Here is a 17,300-nt window from a genome sequence, read left to right on the forward strand (position 1 = left end):
ACATCGTGGCAACTTCCAAGACCGCGGCGCCCACCAATGACGGCCGCCGCAGCATCCAGTCCATCGAAGTGGGTGTGCCGCTGCTTGCCGCCCTGGTCGACGCCGGCAAGCCCCTGACCCTGCGCGACCTCGCGGCGGGCGCGGGCATGACCTCCGCCAAGGCCCATCCTTATCTCGTCAGCTTCATCCGCGTGGGACTGGTGCAGCAAGACGCCACCACTGGCCAGTACGAACTGGGCCCCTTCGCCCTGCAGATGGGGCTGGTCAGTCTGCAGCGTCTGGACCCCGTGCGGGTGGCCATGCCCGAGATCGCCAAGCTGCAATCCGAGATCGGCCACACGCTGGGCATCGCGGTGCTGGGCTCGCACGGCCCCACCATGATCCACATGACCGAAGCCAGCTACCCGGTCCACGTGAACATGCGCAAGGGCACGGTGATGTCCATGCTGCACACCGCCACCGGGTTGGTGTTCGCGGCGTGGCTGCCCCCGAAGGTCAGCGAACACTACATCGCGCGCGAGGAAGGCGACACCGCCGTCATCGCCAGCGTGCCGCCCCCGCGCAAGGCCTCGCGCGCCAACATCGACGCGCAATTGGCGGACATTCGCGTGCACGGCATGGCCCGCGCGCTGGGCAATCCGCTGCCGGGCGTGGACGCGCTGTCCGTGCCGGTCTTCGACAACACGGGCAGCATCGTGCTGGCGCTGACCAGCCTGGGCCCCACGGGCCTGTTCGACGTGTCGTGGGACGGCGCGATCGCGCGGCCGTTGCTGGCCTGCGCGCAGGAAATCTCCCGCAAATTGGGCTTCCGCGGCTGAGCGCGCTTTCGCGCAAAAACGAAAACAAAGCGAACAAAACGAACAAAAGACGAAAAGAAAGGCAGGGACTTTCCCGAGTGTGCCGTCCCCGGTTGTGTGTTTGAATTCAGCAAACATTCAATTAATACCCATACGAGGAGACACACGATGCAAGCCTTGCGTCTTATGCAGGCGGCCGCCCTGGCCGCATTCGCTTTTGGAGCGTCCGCCGCCCAGGCCGCCGACACCTGCTCCAACCGCGGCGACCTGGACCAGATGTACTGCGACTCGAACAAGGACCTGGTGGCCGACACGCCGACCGATCCGTCCAAGCTCAAGACGCCTTCCACGCTGGTGTTCACGTACACGCCCGTGGAAGACCCGGCCGTGTACGAAGACATCTTCAAGCCCTTCACCAAGCACCTGTCCGAGTGCACGGGCAAGCGCGTCGTGTTCTATCAAGTGCAGAGCAATGCGGCTGAAATCGAAGCCATGCGCTCGGGCCGCCTGCACGTCGGCGGCTTCTCGACCGGCCCCACCGCCTTCGCCGTGAACATCGCGGGCGCCGTGCCGTTCGCGGTCAAGGGCTACGCCGACGGCTTCCAGGGCTACAACCTGATCGTCATCGTCAAGAAGGACAGCCCCTACCAGAAGCTGACCGACCTGAAGGGCAAGAAGCTCGCGCACACCGCCCCCTCGTCGAACTCCGGCCACATGGCGCCCGTTGCCCTGTTCCCCAAGGAAGGCCTGACGCCCGACAAGGACTACAAGGTCATCTTCTCGGGCAAGCACGACCAATCGGTCATGGGCGTGAACTCCGGCGACTACGACGCCGCGGCCGTCGCGTCCGACGTCTTCAAGCGCATGGTCGAACGCGGCCAGGTCAAGGAAGCCGATTTCCGCATCATCTACACCAGCGAGAAATTCCCGACCTCGTCGTTCGCCTACGCGCACGACCTGGAGCCGAAGTTCCGCGACCAGATGCTCAAGTGCTTCTACGACTACCGCTTCCCGCCGGAGATGTCCAAGGCCTTTGACAACGCTGACCGCTTCTATCCGGTGACCTACCAGAAGGACTGGGCCATCGTCCGCCAGGTCGCCGAGTCCGGTGGCGAAAGCTTCAACCGCGCGGCCTACGACCGCGAATCCGCCAAGAGCAAGAAGTAATCCAGCATGACGACGTCGCTACGCATTTCCGGCCTGGTCAAGGAATACCGGGCCGGCCGGCCGGTACTGAACGGCATCGACCTGCAGATCGCCGGACAGGGGCTCACCGCCATCATCGGGCCGTCGGGCACCGGTAAAAGCACGCTCCTGCGCTGCATCAACCGGCTGATCGAACCCACCAAGGGCGAGATCATCCTGCAGTCCGAAGACGGCACCGTCGATCTGGCGCAAGTGCGCGGCGCGTCGCTGCGCCGCGCGCGCCGCCGCATCGGCATGGTGTTCCAGGAATACAACCTGGTAGAACGCCTGACGGTGATGGAAAACCTGCTGACCGGCCGGCTGGGCTATACCTCGGCCATGAAGGCCTGGATGCGCCGCTTCGAGCCCGAGGATATCGAGCACGCCTACAAGCTGCTCGATACCGTGGGCCTTGCCGGGTTTGCCGACCAGCGCGCCGATGCGCTGTCGGGCGGCCAGCGCCAACGCGTGGGCATCGCCCGCGCGCTGATGCAGCGCCCGCAGGTGCTGCTGGCCGACGAACCGACGTCGTCGCTCGACCCCAAGACCTCCGTCGAGATCATGGAGCTGCTGTCCGCGCAGGGCAGCGCCACGGGCATCCCCGTCATCGTCAACATCCACGACGTCGAACTGGCCCGCCGCTATGCCACGCGCATCGTCGGCATGTCGGGCGGCCACGTGGTCTATGACGGCAACGGACAGGGCCTGGACGCCACCATGCTCAAGACCATCTACGGAGGCGAGTCTTGGCTGGAATGACGCAACCCCGGGGCGCCATCCGCCCCTTCGCCATGTCCGGGCGCGCCAAGCTGGGCTTGCTGCTGCTGGTGCTGTACACGGTCTATGCGGCCGCGCAGCTCGACTTCAGCTGGTCGCGTTTCGAGGCCGGCATGGGGCACGCCTCGACGTTCCTCGCGCGCATGTTCCCGCCCAATTTCGAGAAGCCCGCCACCTTGTGGAAGGGCATCGCGGAAAGTCTTGAAATCGCGGTCCTGGCGTCGATGCTGGGCATCTTTCTTGCCCTGCCCGTCGGCCTTTTGGGCGCGCGCAACCTGATGCCCGCGTGGATCTCGTGGCCCGCGCGGTCGATCGTCGCGTTGTGCCGTGCACTGCACCCGGTCATCGTCGCCATCCTGTTCGTCAAGGCCGTGGGCTTTGGCGCACTGGCAGGCATCCTGGCGCTGACCGTCGCGTCCATCGGCTTCATCGGCAAGCTCTTCACCGAGGCTATCGAGGAAATCTCGCTCAAGCAGGTCGAGGCCGTGCGCGCCACCGGCGCGTCGTTCTCCAACGTCATCGTCTTTGGCGTGCTGCCGCAGGTGTTCGCCCGCTTCATCGGCTTTGCCACCTACCAATTCGACTCCAACCTGCGCAACTCCACCATGGTGGGGATCGTGGGCGCGGGCGGCGTGGGCGGCACGTTGTTCTCGGCCTTCCAGCGCTTCGATTACGACTTCGTCAGCGCGATCCTGCTGACCCTGATCGCGATCATCATGCTGGGCGAAATCCTGGCTGGCTTCGTGCGGGCGGTGTTCCTGGACAACCTGGGTTTCGACCGCATCCTGCAAAGCCGCTTTGCCGGCGCGCGGGGCCTTGGCACCAGCAAGCCGGCAGCGGCGCGCAAGGCGGAGGTGGACGAATGAACGCCCACGTTTCCCCCTTGAATCCCGCTGGCCAGCCGCGTGTCTGGCAACGCTACAGCATGGGCCAGCGCCTGCTGCGCTTTGCGCTGTACCTGCTGCTGGTGGCAGCCGTCGTGCAAGCGATCCGCGGCGTGGAGATCATTCCGGAGTTCCTGTATGACGCGCCGGAGCAGATGGCCGATCTCTTTCGCCGGATGTGGCCGATCGACTGGGCCTACTACCCGGATGGCGTGCACGCGGCGCTGATCGAAACGCTGCACATCGCCACGCTTGGCACCATCCTGTCGGTGTTCATGGCCGTGCCGGTGGGCCTGCTGGCGGCCAACAACCTCACGCCCAGCAAGACCATCAACATGCTGGCCCGCCTGATCCTGGTGTCCAGCCGGTCGGTCAATTCGCTGGTCTGGGCGCTGCTGTTCATCGCCATCTTCGGACCGGGCGCGCTGGCCGGCACGTTGGCCATCGCCTTCCGCTCGATCGGCTTTGTCGGCAAGCTGGTCGGCGAAGCCATCGAAGAAGCGCAGCGCGGGCCCATCGAAGCCGTCACGGCCACCGGCGCCAGCAAGGCATCGGTGATCTGGTACGCCTACTGGCCGCAGATCCGCCCGGCGTTCTGGTCCATCGTGCTGCTGCGCTGGGACATCAACGTGCGCGAATCCGCGGTGCTGGGCCTGGTTGGCGCCGGCGGCATCGGCATGGCGCTGGACACCGCGCTGAACCTGTTCCAGTGGGACCGCGTTGCCCTGGTGCTGGCCGCCATCTTCGTGGTCGTCGTCCTGGCCGAAGTCATCATCACGCAGGCGCGCAAACGCATCCTGTAGCCCGCTTTACGCTTGTCGGTTTCCCCTGACAGCGCTCCTTCGCCGCCCCCTGTGGGGCGGCGTTTTCTATGGACGGTTCCTTTCTGTTCGCAAGCAACGCAAAAGCGCGTCAGCGTCCTTGATCCGCCGCCTTGTTTTTGCGGCGCGATCACGTCTATCCTCCATGTGAACAAAATATGACCGGTCATCAAATCGCACCCGCGCCTTGATTAAGATCTCGGCTTTTGCCGTTGGACACCCGCTGCCATGTCGGAACAGGAATTGAAACTGCACGTGCCCACGGCTTCGCGCCAGGCCGTGTTGCGTGAAGTCAAGCAGCGCGAGGCCACGCGCCTTCGCCTGCATGCCATGTATTTCGACACGCCAGAGCGTGAGCTTGCGCGGGCGCGCATCGCCATCCGGCTGCGCCAGGAAGGGCCCGACTGGGTGCAGACGCTGAAGATGCCCGGCGCCGACGCGATCTCGCGCATCGAGATGAACCATCCGCGCCCCGGTCCCGTGCTCGACCTGTCGGTCTATGCCGGCACCGAAGTCGAAGGCCCGCTATCCGCCATCAAAGGCGAACTGGGCCTGCGTTACGAAACCGACGTGCAGCGCCTCTTGCGCAAGATCCGCACGCGTCACGGCACAGTGGAGCTGGCCTACGACACCGGCATCCTGCGCGCGGGCGCGCTGGAGCTGCCGATCTCCGAACTGGAATTCGAACTGGTGTCGGGACGCCCCGCCGCCATCTTCGCCGCCGCGCGCGGCTGGCAGCAGCGGCATGCGCTGATCCTGGATCCGCGCAGCAAGTCAGAACGCGGCGACGCCCTGGCCCAGCTTGCGCAGCGCCTGGCCGAGGTGGACGCCGCCGCCGGCGAAGATCACGAAGCGCGGCGTGCGCAGGCCATCGCCCAGTTCTGGGCGCCACGCGGCGCCGCCGCCGTCAAGCTGCGCAATGACATGACGCCGTCCCAGGCCATGGGCGCGATCGCGGCCGAATGCCTGGACCAGATCTGCCGCAATGCCGCGGTGCTGGCCGAAGTCGACACCGAAGGCGTGTACCGCGCGGGTAATTCCGAACACGTGCATCAATTGCGCGTGGGCGTGCGCCGGCTGCGGTCGGCCTGGAAGCTGTTCGATGGCTGGATCGCGCCGGTGCCCGGTTCCCTGCTGCAAGGCGTGCGCACCCACTTTGCGGCGTTCGGCGCCAACCGCGACCAGGACGTGCTGAACGAAACCGTCGCCCCCGCGCTGCTGCGCGCCGGCATGCCCGTGATCCCGATGGAAGCCGCGCCGCCCGAGGCGGACGCGCAGACCATTGCGGGCGGCCAGCCGTTTCAGGCCTGGCTGCTGGAACTGCTGGAATGGTCGCTCGACGTGCCGGCGGTCCAGCCGGACGCGGATGGCCAGACCATCGCCAACGGCACGCCCAGCGACGCCGCGCCCGAACCCGCCATCCGGCTGGAAGGCGGCGTGGCCGGTCCCGTCGTCAAGCCCACCATCATCCCGATGCTGACGCCGGAGCCGCAGCCGCAGCGTCTGCACAAGCTCCTGGCCCGCCGCCTGCACCGTTGGCACGGCAAGGTGGCCGACCAAGGCACGCACTTCGCCTCGCTGGACATCCCCACCCGCCACGAACTGCGCAAGCGCGGCAAACGCCTGCGCTACGGCCTGTCTTTCGCCGAATCGCTGCTGCCCGCCAGCAAGCTGCGCGGCTATCGCAAGCTGCTGTCCCGCGTGCAGGACGTGTTGGGCGAGATCAATGATCTGGCGATGGCCAAGGACTACTACCAGTCGTGTACGGCATCGCATCCGCAGGCGTGGTTTGCGCTGGGCTGGATCAGCGCGCGCCTGGACGAACTGGTCATCGAGGCGCAGCAAGCCTTCGATGATCTGGCGCGCAGCAAGCCATTCTGGAAGTGACACGTATCGTGCGCCGGCCGTGTGGCGGGCGCGCAAACGACTGCGGGACGGCGCTTGCGCGTCGTCCCGCCAGGGGCCTTCAGAGGGGCGTTTCAGCCCGCCGAATGAACGGCTTCAATCCGCCAGCAATGCCGCCGCGAACTCGTCCGCCACGAAGGGCTGCAGGTCTTCCAGGCTTTCGCCCACGCCAATCCAATACACCGGCACCGGACGCACGCCCTGGCTGCCGGCAGCAACGGCCGCCAGCGTGCCGCCCTTGGCCGTGCCGTCCAGCTTGGTCACGACCAGACCGGTCAGGTTGATGGCAGCGTCAAACGCGCGGATCTGCGCCAGCGCATTCTGCCCCGTGTTGCCATCCACCACCAGCAGCACCTCATGCGGCGCGGACGCATCCGCCTTGCCGATGACGCGGCGGATCTTCTTCAGTTCTTCCATCAGGTGCAGCTGCGTGGGCAGGCGGCCGGCGGTATCCACCATCACCACGCCCATGCCGCGTGCGCGGCCGGCGTTGACCGAGTCGAACGCCACCGCGGCCGGATCGCCGCCGTCCTGCGAAATCACGCTGACGTTGTTGCGGCTGCCCCATTCCACCAGTTGCTCGCGCGCGGCGGCACGGAAGGTGTCGCCGGCGGCCAGCAGCACGCTGGCGCCCTGGCGCTGGAACGTATGCGCCAGCTTGCCGATGGAAGTCGTCTTGCCCGCGCCGTTCACGCCGGCAATCATCACCACCAGCGGTTGCGTGCGCTTCAGGTCAAACGCGCGCTCCAGTGGGCGCAGGTGATCGGCCAGCAACTGGCGCAGGGCCGTCTTCACCTTGGCCGGGTCCTCGATGCGTTCCTTCTTGACGCGCGCGCGCAGCGCGGTCAGGAGCTTCTCGGTGGCCTCAAGGCCCGCATCGGCCATAATGAGGGCCGATTCGAGTTCCTCGAACAGGTTCTCGTCGACCTTAACGCCGACGAAGATGCCGCCAATGCTCTGACCGGTGCGCGACAAGCCCTGCTTCAGGCGCGACAGCCACGAGGCCTTCTTGGGCGCCTCGGCGGGTGCGGGTTCCGGGACGGGTGCGGGGGCTGCGACAGGGGCAGGCGTGGATACTGGCGCAGGCGCTGATACCGGCGCAGGCGCCGGGACCACGGGTGCAGGCGTGGGCGCGATGACGGGTGCGGGCGGCTGCGGTGCGCGGAATGGCTCAACCGCTGGCGCGGCGGAAGCAGCTGCTGCAGGCGCGGCGACCGGCGCGGAAGCCGGCGCGGTGCGCGTGAGGGACGGCGCGGCCGGTGCCGAGGACGGCGCAGGCTGCGCGGGCGTCGCCACTGGGGCAGGCGCGGATGAGACGGACGGCGCTGGCGTAGGCGTAGGCGCAGGCACAGCCGGAACCGGCGGCGCCGCGGGCGGGGTCACCGGCGGGGTTACCTCCGGGGTCACAGGCCGGGTCACAGGCGCCGTCACAGGCGCGCTGACCGGCGCCGCTGGTTCCGGCTGAAGCGCCGGCGAAGACGACGCCGGCGACGGGCTGGACGGGGCAGAAGACGGCTCCGCGGGCGCGACTGGCGCGTCGGCAACCTCCGGCGGCGACGCGGGCTGAGCCGGCGTGGCGGGCGGAGGGGATTTTTTCTTGAAGAAGCGGCTAAACATGGGTAACAAGTATATTCGTATCGTCGGGGGCCAATACAGGCGCACCCCCATCGCCGTGCCCGACGTGGAGACGCTGCGTCCCACGCCCGACCGGGTCCGCGAGACGCTGTTCAACTGGCTTACGCACCTGTGGGGCGGCGAGTTCGCCGACAAGCAGGTGCTGGATCTTTTTGCCGGCAGCGGCGCCCTGGGCTTCGAGGCGGCCTCGCGCGGCGTGGCGCATGTGCAGATGGTCGAGCGGGACAAGACCGCCGCGTCCGCGCTGCGGACACTGCGCGACAAGCTCAAAGCCGACATGATACGCATCCATGTGGGCGATGCGATGCAGGTCGCCGAACGGATGGATGCATCGCGGTTCGACCTCATCCTGCTGGATCCGCCCTTTGGACAGGGCTGGCTGCCGCGCCTGTGGCCGATCCTGCCGGGCATTTTGACCGATCACGGGCTAGTCTATGTCGAGGCGGAATCCGCCATCGAAGCCCCCGAAGGATTCCAGATTCTCAGGCAGGACAAGGCCGGCGCGGTCCACTTCCATCTTTTGGAATTTGCTGCGATGCGCAAATCGATCAATAATCCGGCTTCGGAGGATGGTGTAGACCACTAATAACGGTACGGAGCTCGCATGATCATCGCTGTTTATCCCGGCACTTTCGACCCGCTGACCAGGGGCCACGAGGACCTGGTTCGCCGTGCAGCCACGCTTTTCGACAAAGTCGTGGTGGGAATCGCCATTAGCCGCAACAAGAAGCCCTTCTTCAGCATCGACGAGCGCGTGGACATCGCGCGCGAAGTGCTGGGGCACTATCCCAACGTGGAAGTGCAAAGCTTCGGCGGCCTGTTGAAGGACTTTGTTCGCGAACAGAATGGGCGCGTCATCGTGCGCGGGCTGCGCGCCGTGTCCGACTTCGAATACGAATTCCAGATGGCCGGCATGAACCGCCATCTGCTGCCCGACGTCGAGACTCTGTTCATGACGCCGTCCGACCAGTACCAGTTCATCTCGGGCACCATCGTCCGTGAAATCGCGCAACTGGGCGGCGACGTCAGCAAGTTCGTGTTTCCCTCCGTCGAGCGCTGGCTCCAGGAAAAGGCCAAGGAACGCCGCGAACAGTCCTGGCCGGGCTGAGGCGCCCCGCCTGCACCATCCCCAAAGGGGCGCGAAGGCGCCCTTTTCGCGCTTTCCGGGCCCCGGCCGCCCGGCGCTACAATGGCCGGGCCCCTCGCCTTTCCGTAGCCCATCATGGCCCTGACCATCACCGAAGAATGTATCAATTGCGACGTTTGCGAGCCCCAGTGCCCGAACGAAGCGATTTCCATGGGCGAGGACTACTACGTCATCGACCCCGACCGGTGCACGGAATGCGTCGGCCACCACGACGAGCCTCAGTGCAAGGTGGTCTGTCCGGTGGAATGCATCGAGCTGCACCCGCAATGGAATGAAGGCCAGGAGCAGCTCATGGCCAAGTATCGACGCCTGACCGGTGCCGCATGAGCGACACGGCGCCGCCAAGCATCAACCTTTCCCCCTCCCCACACCACGCCCGACGCGACCTCTCCGCGTCCGCGGTCGCTGCGGGGCTGGTCGCCGTCCTGGTCAGTTTCGGCGGCACCGCCGTGCTGATGGTGCAGGCGGGCCATGCAGCCGGCCTGGACGCGGCGCGCATCGGCTCATGGATCGGCTCGCTGAGCCTCGTCCTGGGCCTGGGCGGCGCGTTCTACAGCCTGCGCACGGGACTGCCCGTGGTCATGGCGTGGTCCACGCCCGGCGCGGCGCTGCTGGTCACCGCGCTGGCCGGCGTTCCCTTCAATGAAGCCGTGGGCGCCTTCGTGCTGGCGGCCGGCCTGACGCTCGCGTGCGGGCTGTTCGGCTGGATCGATCCCATCCTGCGCCGCATTCCCGGCGAGGTCGCCGCCGCCATGCTGGCTGGCGTGCTGCTCAATTTCGGCATGGGCATCTTCAGCAACATCAACAAGCAGCCTGCGCTGGTGCTGGCCATGTGCGCCGCCTACCTGTTGTGCCGCCGCTGGGCGCCGCGCTACGCCGTGCTGGTGGTGATGGCGGTGGCAGTGGCCATGGCCGCCGCGATGGGCCTCATGCAGGTCGACCAGCTTGACTGGCGTCTGACCGAATTCGTCTGGACCACGCCCGCCTTCAGCGCGCAGGCAGCGGTCAGCCTGGGCATTCCCCTCTTTGTCGTCGCCATGGCCTCGCAAAACCTGCCGGGCCTGGCCATTCTGCAGGCCGCCGGCTACCGGCCGCCGGCCTCGCGCCTCGTGGCCGCCACGGGCCTGCTGGGCCTCCTGGCCGCCCCCTTCGGCGCGCACAGCGTCACCATGGGCGCGATCAGCGCGGCCATCTGCACGGGGCCCGAAGCGCATCCCGATCCGGGCAAGCGCTACATTGCCGCCGCCACCTACGGCGTCAGCTACGTCGCGCTCAGCATCGTTGCGGGCGCGGTCGCCGTCTTCTTCCAGGCGCTACCTGCCGCCCTGCTGGCAGCGTTGGCCGGCCTGGCGCTGCTGGGCACCATCATGGGCGGCATGGCCGCTGCCATGGCCAACCCGCAACGACGCGAGGCCGCGCTCATCACGCTGCTGGCGACGGCCTCGGGATTCAGTTTCTGGGGAATTGGTTCGGCCTTCTGGGGCCTGGCGGCGGGCCTCGTGGCCCACACCGCCTTCGAGTACAAGCGCACCCGCGTGGGCGCTTGAAAACCGGCGCTGGCCGCCTTCAGGCCGGCCAGGCGGACACGGGTGTGTCCGGGTGGACTTTCATGATGCGGCAAGGCACCTGCACGAAGTTCGAAATCCAGGCCGCGGCCAGCTCGCCTTCGTCGACGACGTCGATGGTCTGCTCGCCCACCAGCATGCTGTAGCGCACGCTGTCGTCGTCTTCGATCACGTCCAGCGGAATATCCATGCGCAGCATGCCCGGCGCCTTCAGCACCAGGTAGCCCAGGCGCAGTTCCACCGACACGTCGGCCAGCTTGGGGCACAGCGCGCGGTTCAGCCATTGCCCGGAATCATTGGCGACCAGCCACTGGCGATGGTAGGCGGCGGCCTGCGCCTGCGTCGTCACGCCGCATTCGGCGATGGGCTGGAATTGGTCGTCGCTCATTTGCCCAACAGTCCCTTCAAGGCCTTGTCCACCGCGGCGCCGCTCTTGCCCTTGCCGGAGACCGCTTCCTTGAGCTTGTTCTCCAGGCTGCGCTTCAGGATGCCGCCGATGGCGTCCTTCCAGAGCAGCGTGTACGAAGGGTTGTCGAACGGACCCTTGAAATGGACGGGAATGGTCACGTCCTTCAGGTCGATCAGTTCCTTGCCGTCGGGATTGGCCGCCGGGTTGATGACACGCGCGCGCGCCACCAGATCCAGCTCGCTCTTGACGAAGTCGATGGTGGCCGGATCGCCCTGCGTGACGCGCAGCAGCGGCGACACGAAGCTCAGGCGCTTGACCGTTGCCACGCCCTTGGCGATGGCCAGGTCCGCATCCATTTCAGAGAACTGCGTCTGCTTGCTGGTGTCGGCAGCCACGGTCTCGTTCTGCGCGTCCGGCGAGAACCGGGCCTTCAGGTCGCGCAGCGTCTGCGTCAGGTCGATGCCCTTGACCGCGCCATCGCGCAGGCGCACTTGCAACGCGCCCGCCAGCCCGCTCTTCATGGCATAGACGTTGGCGCCCCCGGTTTTCAGGTCCAGCATCAGATTGCCCGTGCCGCTCAGCACGTTCCGTTTGGCCAGGTCCATCAGCAGCGGCTCGATGGCGATATCGGCCAGCGTCATCTTGGTCGCGATCTGATTGCCCTGCGCCGCGTCCACCGACAGGGCGCCGGCCAGCTTGCCGCCGTAAAGCCCTGCCGCGAGGTTGGAGATGTCGAGCTTGCCCTTGTCCAGCTTGACCGCCGCCGACACTTCGTCGGCCTTCAGGCCGCGCACGACCAGCTTGCCCACTTTCAGCGTGCCGTTCACGCTGGGACCCACCAGCGCGGACAGGTTGATCGTGTCGTCAGGGGGCGCTGCCGGTGCGGGCGCCGGCGCGGGCTTGCTGTCGTCTTTCTTGCCGTCCGTGGGCGGCTTGGGCGGCGCGGCCAAGACCGGCGGCACCAGCTTGTCCAGGTCCAGCGTGTCCACGGCCAGCGCAAACTTCATCTGCGGCGTGTCGGACAGTTTGGTGATGTCGGCGCTCAGGTCGAACTTGCCGCCTTCCAGCACCGCGTTGATCTTGCTGGTGGCCTGGTCCTTGAGCAGGTCCACCGTCAGGCTGCCGATCACAGGGATCTGGAGGCTGCCCTTGGGCAGGCCCGGATCGGTGATGTTCACGTCGCCACGCAGCGCCGACATGGCGCCGCTGCGCATCAAGAGATTCAGGCTGAGCGGCGACGCAAAATTCAGCTTCACCACCCGTTCGCCCTTCTTGGACGTGCTGTCCAGCTTGGCTTCCTTGATGTCCAGTTCGCCGGCATTGCCGCTGATGCCGTTCAGGCCGAAGCTGGCGTCCAGGCCGCTGATGCGCACGCGGCCGGTCAGGGCCTCGCCGGTGGCGGACGCGGGCGAGATATTGAGCGCCGGCGCATCGACCGCCAGTTCAAACGGACCATCGGCCACGCCGCCCTTGGCGCGCACGGCCAGTTTTTCGATCTGGAGCTGGCTCTTGTGCGGGTCGATCGCCAGTTTGGGAATTGCCACGCTGGCTTCCACATTGGTCGCCTTGGCCGAAGGTTCGGTCACGTCGCCCTGGAACAGGAGTTCCAGCCCAGCCACGTCCAGCGCGGACTTCTGCCCATTGAAGGCCAGGTTGCCGCGCATCACGAGGCTCTTGGCCTCCGCGCCGGGCAACTTGCCGTCCATGCGCAAATCAAGCTTTTGCGCGGCATAGCGCTTGGCCGAGGGGTCCAGCGTCAGCAACGCCTGGCCGGTCAGGTTGGCGTCGACGCGCGGATAGCCGCCTTCGACTCGGGCCGACATCCGCACATCGAAAGGCTGGTTGAACGTGACGCGGCCGGTATTGGCGTTGATACGGGTCACCGCGACCGCCATGCCGGTGATTGCGTCCTGCATCTGCACTTCGCCGTCCTTCAGATCCAGGCCGGCAATGTCGATCTGCATGTTGTTGCGCGGCGTCGGCACGGGGCCGCCGGTAATCGCCTGCGCGGCGGTCTGGGCCGCGCCCACCAGGGCCTCGGCCGGATTGCCGGGGGCATCGGTGACAGGCGGCGTGCCGCCCACCAGATTGCTGAAATTGAACTGGCCCTGCTTGTCGCGCACCACGCGCGCCTTCAGGCCGCTGATGGCAACGTGGTCCACGACGAAGCTGTTGGACAGCAGCGGCCAGACGGCCACAGCCAGCCGCGTGCTTTCGATGGAGGCAAAAGTGTCCGTGCTATTGGGTTCGGACAGGGACACGCCCTGGACCGACAGGCCGATCCGCGGAAAGAGCGAAAGCTCGATCTCGCCGTCGATCGTCAACGTGCGCTGATAGCGTTCCTGGACAAGCTCTTCCAGCTTGTACTTGTACGCGTTGGGGTCGAATGTCAGCAAGAAGATGGCCAGGCCGACGACGGCCACGACAACCAACACTACCAGGCCTATCAAAATGCGCTTGAACCACGTTTTCATTGCTGCCCCGTCGGTACCTCGACTGGAAATCCTTGATGCCGACCACCGCGCCAAGCGCGGAGGAAGGTGCGTTGCCGGCGCAAGTCCGCCGGCCTATTGAACTGTCTGCATTCCAGGGCTTGCCACCAAGGGCTTGCCTTTCAGGACGTGTCCTCGCGCCTGCCGAGCCTGCGGCATGGGCGCCAAAGGAAGGTGCTACCGAGGAAGGCCTGCTGAAGACGCCGGTAACCCAGCGTGCAGATAACCGCTATCGTAACAAATCAGGCCGGTCAGCGGGATCGGCCAAGCTGACGGCTTCCTGTCGGACGGATTGTAGGACTAGAATGTTTGATCGATCAATTATTGATGCGTCCAACAATGACCGCCCCCGCCCCCACTTCCCCACACTCGCCCGGCCAGATCCTGCCCTTCCGGCAAACCCTGCTGGCCATGCTGGGCATGTGCTTCGTGATGATGCTGGTCGCCATCGACCAGACCGTGGTGGGCACCGCGCTGCCCACCATTGTGGCGGAGCTGCGGGGCTTCGAACTCTACGCATGGGTCGCGACGTCGTACCTCCTCACCTCCGTCATCACCGTGCCCATCTTCGGCAGGCTGGGCGACTACTACGGACGCAAACCCTTCGTCGTGGCCGCCATCGTGCTGTTCACGCTGGCCTCGGTCCTGTGCGGCGCGGCTGACACGATGCTCGAACTGGTGCTGGCGCGGGCACTGCAAGGCATCGGCGGCGGCATGCTGGTCGGCACGGCCTTCGCCTGTATCCCGGATCTCTTCCCCGATCCCCACGTGCGCCTGCGCTGGCAGGTAATGCTCAGCGCCGCCTTCGGCATCGCCAACGCCGTCGGCCCCACGCTAGGCGGCGCCCTGACGGAACATTACGGCTGGCGCTCCGTCTTCTACGTCAACCTGCCCATCGGCATCCTGGGCCTGTGGTTCGTTGCCCGCTTCCTGCCGCACCTGCGCAACCAAAGCCCCGGCAAGGTCCGGCTGGATTGGCAGGGCGCGCTGCTGATTGCCGTGGCGCTGGGCGCCCTGCAACTGCTCGTCGAGCTCCTGCCCAAGGACGGCTTCACGCCCTCACTCATGCTGCTGGGCGCCGGCAGCATCGCCGCCTTCGCCGCCCTGATCTGGTGGGAGCGCCGCTGCCCCCATCCCCTTCTGCCCCTGGACATGTTCCGCAACCGCGGCTTGGCCACGCTCTTCACCCTGGCCTTGCTGGTCGGCGTGACCATGTATTCCCTGCTGTTCTACGCCCCCCTGCTCCTACAGGGCGGCTTCGGACTGTCGCCCCAGCAGGCGGGCCTGCTCATCACGCCTATGGTGGTCTTTATCACCGTCGGCAGCATCGTCAATGGCCGCATCATCACCCGCATCCGCAACCCCAACCGCATGCTGTACGCTGGCTTCATCCTCATGGCGTTCTCGTGCCTGGGCATCGTCACCACCCACAACTACACCTCGCACCTCTTGATTGCCGGCTACATGCTGATGGCCGGCCTGGGCATGGGCTTCATCATGCCCAACCTCACCGTCTTCGCCCAGCAGACCGCCGGCCGCAGCCACCTGGGCATCGCCACGGCGCTGCTGCAATCCCTGCGCATGATCGGCGGCATGCTGGGCACCGCGGTTGTCGGCACGATGGTCAGCCACAGCTACTTCAACGGCGTGGAATCCACGCTGCGCGGCGCGTCCGCCCAATGGCTTCCCAAACTCAACGACCCGCAGATGCTGGTCAACCCTGCGGCCCAAACCGAGTTCCTGGCACAATTGGCTCATCAAGGCCAGGACGGAACGTCGCTCATCGAAATCGCGCGCATCGCGCTGGTGGGCGCCATCCACGAAGGGCAACTCATCGCCCTCGCCGTCGCCGTCTTCGCAATCTGGTGCGTGCGGCGCGTACCCCTGGTGCAACTGGTCCGGCCATCCAAACCGGAGCCCGCCGGCGTCGGAGAGTAGCTTTTGCCCAAACAACAACAAGGCCTGCAAGTCATCCAGCACATGGGCCAAACCTACCGCGTGATGCAAAGCGCCTTCAGCATCAAGGTCGGCCACGCTTTGCCGCGGTGGCGGATATTGCTGGCGCTGCATGAGAACGGGCAGTGCTCGCAGAAGCATCTGGCGGAACGTTGCCGGCTGGATCCGGCATCATTGACGCGGCAGTTGCAGGCGATGCAAAAGCTGGGATGGATTTCGCGGGCGGTGGATGCCGACGACAACCGGCTGACGAATGCGACGCTGACGGCTGAAGGGCAGGCGGTGGTGAATGAGGCGCTGCCGAAGCGGGCGCAGTTTTTTGAGGAGTCGCTGAAGGGGTTGTCCGCGGCGGATGTGGATACGCTGAATCGGGTGTTGAGCGTGTTGGAAGAGAATTTTGTAAGGGCAGCGGGGGATCGGGGCGGTTAAGACCCGCGAGTCGCCCCTCACCCACGGCGCTTTCCCACGCGCGACGAATTCACAGGGGCCCGCCCCGGCCGCAATTTCCAGCGGTGCGCATTGGCCAGCAACTGTGCCTGAACGTTCGGCGGATAGTCAGCGACGGTAGTGAAAGCGGGCGCCGGCTTTCCCGGCTGGCCTGCCTCACGAATCACGCGCGGCCAACGTGGACGCCAGCACAGAAGCAAAGAAGCCCAATGCGCTAAGCCAACAATGACGAAGGCTGGAGAGATCAGCACACAACCCAACCACGTCAACGGGCCGCTATTGCGCAGAAACGGACCTAGCGCCTCGAACTGCGCCGTGAAGGCTGGCCAGGGCAAAGGCAGCTGCGAGCTGATGCGCGGCTTCTCGACAGCTTGCAGACCGCCCTCGTCCATGTACCGGCGGATGAATTCCCATTCGGACTGCAGGTCGGAAAGACGGCTGCTTTGCCTTCCGATGAACACGATGGTCGGAAACGGCAAGTCCGTGCTATCTCCGGGGTACCAACCCATCACCAGCCTCAATCCGGGTATTTCCTCAGTATGCACACCCTCCCAAGGCAAAACCAGAATCCCCCCGCAGCTCGGCGGCCGATGAAGAAAAACTTGACGGGTGATCCGGTTGAAGCGGATCAGAAGGTGCCGTGATGTGAGCATTTCAAGGCGCGTGAAGCGAAATGCATACTTGAAGTACAGCCATAGCGCTCCCCCCATCATGCCGGTCAATAGCACAAAAAAGAACAGATCCCCGATATAGATTTCTCTGCTATATACGATGCCAGAACCGGATATGACTGCCCACATAATTCGCCCGGCAGTATCAATCCACACGCCAACCGCGAAGTACACGAAGATTAAGGTGACTAGCGATATCAATCCTCGCTTATCTTCCAATCCGCCGCAGCGCATTTCGAGGTACGTGTCATTGCATGTGTAGATGGGTCCCTGCGATTTGGCGCATGCGAATCGCTTCGCAGCTTGGCGCGCACGATCTTCTATTACGCTGTCCTCGTAGGCGGGCTGCACTATGGGTATCGGCGAACTTCCATGCTCTTCCAAGTTCTTCTTCAGCCACGTATCCGACTTCAAACATCCCAACCAGGCAATCCATTCGGCGACGTACATCAAATGATCTCCGTAAGGGCTCCGTACAGCGCCCCCAATTCCTTTTCCACGTCAGCGAATGACGCTTCTGTCTTGAACTTCGGCGCGCGATAAATGGTCCGCTTGCACCATCCTCAAGCGCATCGATGTCAAAAATCGCAATAACTACCGATACAGCGG

General features: G+C 65.5%; 16 protein-coding genes. 12 read left to right on the forward strand and 4 right to left on the reverse strand.

Annotation, left to right across the window (positions count from 1 at the left end; translation table 11 throughout):
* Window positions 1-5: 5 nt before the first annotated feature.
* From H4P35_RS22755 to H4P35_RS22780, 6 genes are all read left to right on the forward strand, one after another.
* Entirely contained in the window at window positions 6-818 is an 813-nt protein-coding gene (locus tag H4P35_RS22755) for an IclR family transcriptional regulator (RefSeq protein WP_226847105.1), read from the forward strand.
* Between the two features lie 147 nt (window positions 819-965).
* The gene (gene phnD / locus H4P35_RS22760; RefSeq protein WP_056325424.1) at window positions 966-1,964 is read left to right on the forward strand and encodes a phosphate/phosphite/phosphonate ABC transporter substrate-binding protein; all 999 of its coding nucleotides are present in this window, start codon (window positions 966-968) and stop codon (window positions 1,962-1,964) included.
* Window positions 1,965-1,970: 6 nt separating this feature from the next.
* Window positions 1,971-2,741 (forward strand): phosphonate ABC transporter ATP-binding protein, encoded by a 771-nt coding sequence (gene phnC, locus H4P35_RS22765; protein ID WP_128828945.1) that lies wholly within the window; start codon window positions 1,971-1,973, stop codon window positions 2,739-2,741.
* Window positions 2,738-3,625 (forward strand): phosphonate ABC transporter, permease protein PhnE, encoded by an 888-nt coding sequence (phnE, locus tag H4P35_RS22770; RefSeq protein ID WP_062839588.1) that lies wholly within the window; start codon window positions 2,738-2,740, stop codon window positions 3,623-3,625. The genes phnC and phnE (H4P35_RS22770) overlap by 4 nt, the downstream gene beginning before the upstream one ends.
* Entirely contained in the window at window positions 3,622-4,446 is an 825-nt protein-coding gene (gene phnE, locus H4P35_RS22775; RefSeq protein ID WP_056325416.1) for a phosphonate ABC transporter, permease protein PhnE, read from the forward strand. The genes phnE (H4P35_RS22770) and phnE (H4P35_RS22775) overlap by 4 nt, the downstream gene beginning before the upstream one ends.
* A 246-nt stretch (window positions 4,447-4,692) precedes the next feature.
* Window positions 4,693-6,351, forward strand: a complete 1,659-nt coding sequence (locus H4P35_RS22780; protein WP_180097810.1) for a CYTH and CHAD domain-containing protein — start codon at window positions 4,693-4,695, stop codon at window positions 6,349-6,351.
* A 114-nt stretch (window positions 6,352-6,465) separates the two neighbouring features.
* Here H4P35_RS22780 and ftsY read toward each other — a convergent pair whose 3' ends face one another.
* Entirely contained in the window at window positions 6,466-7,506 is a 1,041-nt protein-coding gene (gene ftsY / locus H4P35_RS22785) for a signal recognition particle-docking protein FtsY (protein ID WP_226849524.1), read from the reverse strand.
* Between the two features lie 478 nt (window positions 7,507-7,984).
* Here ftsY and rsmD point away from each other — a divergent pair, with 478 nt between their 5' ends.
* The 4 genes from rsmD (at window position 7,985) to H4P35_RS22805 (ending at window position 10,698) form a co-directional block, all read left to right on the forward strand.
* On the forward strand, window positions 7,985-8,590 hold the full coding sequence (gene rsmD / locus H4P35_RS22790) for a 16S rRNA (guanine(966)-N(2))-methyltransferase RsmD (protein ID WP_056325409.1): 606 nt from the start codon (window positions 7,985-7,987) through the stop codon (window positions 8,588-8,590).
* Window positions 8,591-8,608: 18 nt separating this feature from the next.
* Complete coding sequence (coaD, locus tag H4P35_RS22795; RefSeq protein ID WP_056558877.1) at window positions 8,609-9,112, forward strand: pantetheine-phosphate adenylyltransferase; 504 nt, start codon at window positions 8,609-8,611, stop codon at window positions 9,110-9,112.
* A 114-nt stretch (window positions 9,113-9,226) separates the two neighbouring features.
* Complete coding sequence (locus H4P35_RS22800) at window positions 9,227-9,478, forward strand: YfhL family 4Fe-4S dicluster ferredoxin (RefSeq protein ID WP_042795127.1); 252 nt, start codon at window positions 9,227-9,229, stop codon at window positions 9,476-9,478.
* Window positions 9,475-10,698: a benzoate/H(+) symporter BenE family transporter gene (locus H4P35_RS22805; protein WP_226847106.1), complete on the forward strand. Its 1,224-nt coding sequence runs from the start codon at window positions 9,475-9,477 to the stop codon at window positions 10,696-10,698. Before H4P35_RS22800 ends, H4P35_RS22805 begins: the two co-directional genes overlap by 4 nt.
* A 19-nt stretch (window positions 10,699-10,717) precedes the next feature.
* On the opposite strand, the gene H4P35_RS22810 is transcribed toward H4P35_RS22805, so the two are convergent.
* Window positions 10,718-11,104 carry an MOSC N-terminal beta barrel domain-containing protein gene (locus H4P35_RS22810; RefSeq protein ID WP_226847107.1) on the reverse strand — a complete coding sequence of 129 codons (387 nt, stop codon included), beginning with the start codon at window positions 11,102-11,104 and terminating at the stop codon, window positions 10,718-10,720.
* Window positions 11,101-13,599 (reverse strand): AsmA family protein, encoded by a 2,499-nt coding sequence (locus H4P35_RS22815; protein WP_226847108.1) that lies wholly within the window; start codon window positions 13,597-13,599, stop codon window positions 11,101-11,103. Before H4P35_RS22815 ends, H4P35_RS22810 begins: the two co-directional genes overlap by 4 nt.
* 357 nt (window positions 13,600-13,956) lie before the next feature.
* Between H4P35_RS22815 and H4P35_RS22820 the strand changes: the two genes are divergently transcribed.
* The gene (locus tag H4P35_RS22820; RefSeq protein ID WP_226847109.1) at window positions 13,957-15,555 is read left to right on the forward strand and encodes an MDR family MFS transporter; all 1,599 of its coding nucleotides are present in this window, start codon (window positions 13,957-13,959) and stop codon (window positions 15,553-15,555) included.
* A 3-nt stretch (window positions 15,556-15,558) separates the two neighbouring features.
* Window positions 15,559-16,002: a MarR family winged helix-turn-helix transcriptional regulator gene (locus H4P35_RS22825; RefSeq protein WP_226847110.1), complete on the forward strand. Its 444-nt coding sequence runs from the start codon at window positions 15,559-15,561 to the stop codon at window positions 16,000-16,002.
* A gap of 17 nt (window positions 16,003-16,019) precedes the next feature.
* Here H4P35_RS22825 and H4P35_RS22830 read toward each other — a convergent pair whose 3' ends face one another.
* Window positions 16,020-17,141, reverse strand: coding sequence for a hypothetical protein (locus H4P35_RS22830; RefSeq protein ID WP_226847111.1), 1,122 nt, complete (start codon window positions 17,139-17,141; stop codon window positions 16,020-16,022).
* Window positions 17,142-17,300: the final 159 nt, after the last annotated feature.

The organism is Achromobacter sp. 77 (assembly GCF_020541125.1).
GTDB lineage: Bacteria > Pseudomonadota > Gammaproteobacteria > Burkholderiales > Burkholderiaceae_B > Achromobacter > Achromobacter mucicolens.

Excerpts from the sequence above, each read along its gene's own strand:
- phnE (WP_056325416.1), top strand. The coding sequence starts at position 3,622 with ATGAACGCCCACGTTTCCCCCTTGAATCCCGCTGGCCAGCCGCGTGTC.
- phnD (WP_056325424.1), top strand. The coding sequence starts at position 966 with ATGCAAGCCTTGCGTCTTATGCAGGCGGCCGCCCTGGCCGCATTCGCT.
- H4P35_RS22805 (WP_226847106.1), top strand. The coding sequence starts at position 9,475 with ATGAGCGACACGGCGCCGCCAAGCATCAACCTTTCCCCCTCCCCACAC.
- H4P35_RS22815 (WP_226847108.1), bottom strand. The coding sequence starts at position 13,599 with ATGAAAACGTGGTTCAAGCGCATTTTGATAGGCCTGGTAGTGTTGGTT.
- phnE (WP_062839588.1), top strand. The coding sequence starts at position 2,738 with ATGACGCAACCCCGGGGCGCCATCCGCCCCTTCGCCATGTCCGGGCGC.
- rsmD (WP_056325409.1), top strand. The coding sequence starts at position 7,985 with ATGGGTAACAAGTATATTCGTATCGTCGGGGGCCAATACAGGCGCACC.
- H4P35_RS22810 (WP_226847107.1), bottom strand. The coding sequence starts at position 11,104 with ATGAGCGACGACCAATTCCAGCCCATCGCCGAATGCGGCGTGACGACG.
- H4P35_RS22800 (WP_042795127.1), top strand. The coding sequence starts at position 9,227 with ATGGCCCTGACCATCACCGAAGAATGTATCAATTGCGACGTTTGCGAG.
- H4P35_RS22820 (WP_226847109.1), top strand. The coding sequence starts at position 13,957 with ATGACCGCCCCCGCCCCCACTTCCCCACACTCGCCCGGCCAGATCCTG.
- H4P35_RS22830 (WP_226847111.1), bottom strand. The coding sequence starts at position 17,141 with ATGTACGTCGCCGAATGGATTGCCTGGTTGGGATGTTTGAAGTCGGAT.
- coaD (WP_056558877.1), top strand. The coding sequence starts at position 8,609 with ATGATCATCGCTGTTTATCCCGGCACTTTCGACCCGCTGACCAGGGGC.
- phnC (WP_128828945.1), top strand. The coding sequence starts at position 1,971 with ATGACGACGTCGCTACGCATTTCCGGCCTGGTCAAGGAATACCGGGCC.
- H4P35_RS22780 (WP_180097810.1), top strand. The coding sequence starts at position 4,693 with ATGTCGGAACAGGAATTGAAACTGCACGTGCCCACGGCTTCGCGCCAG.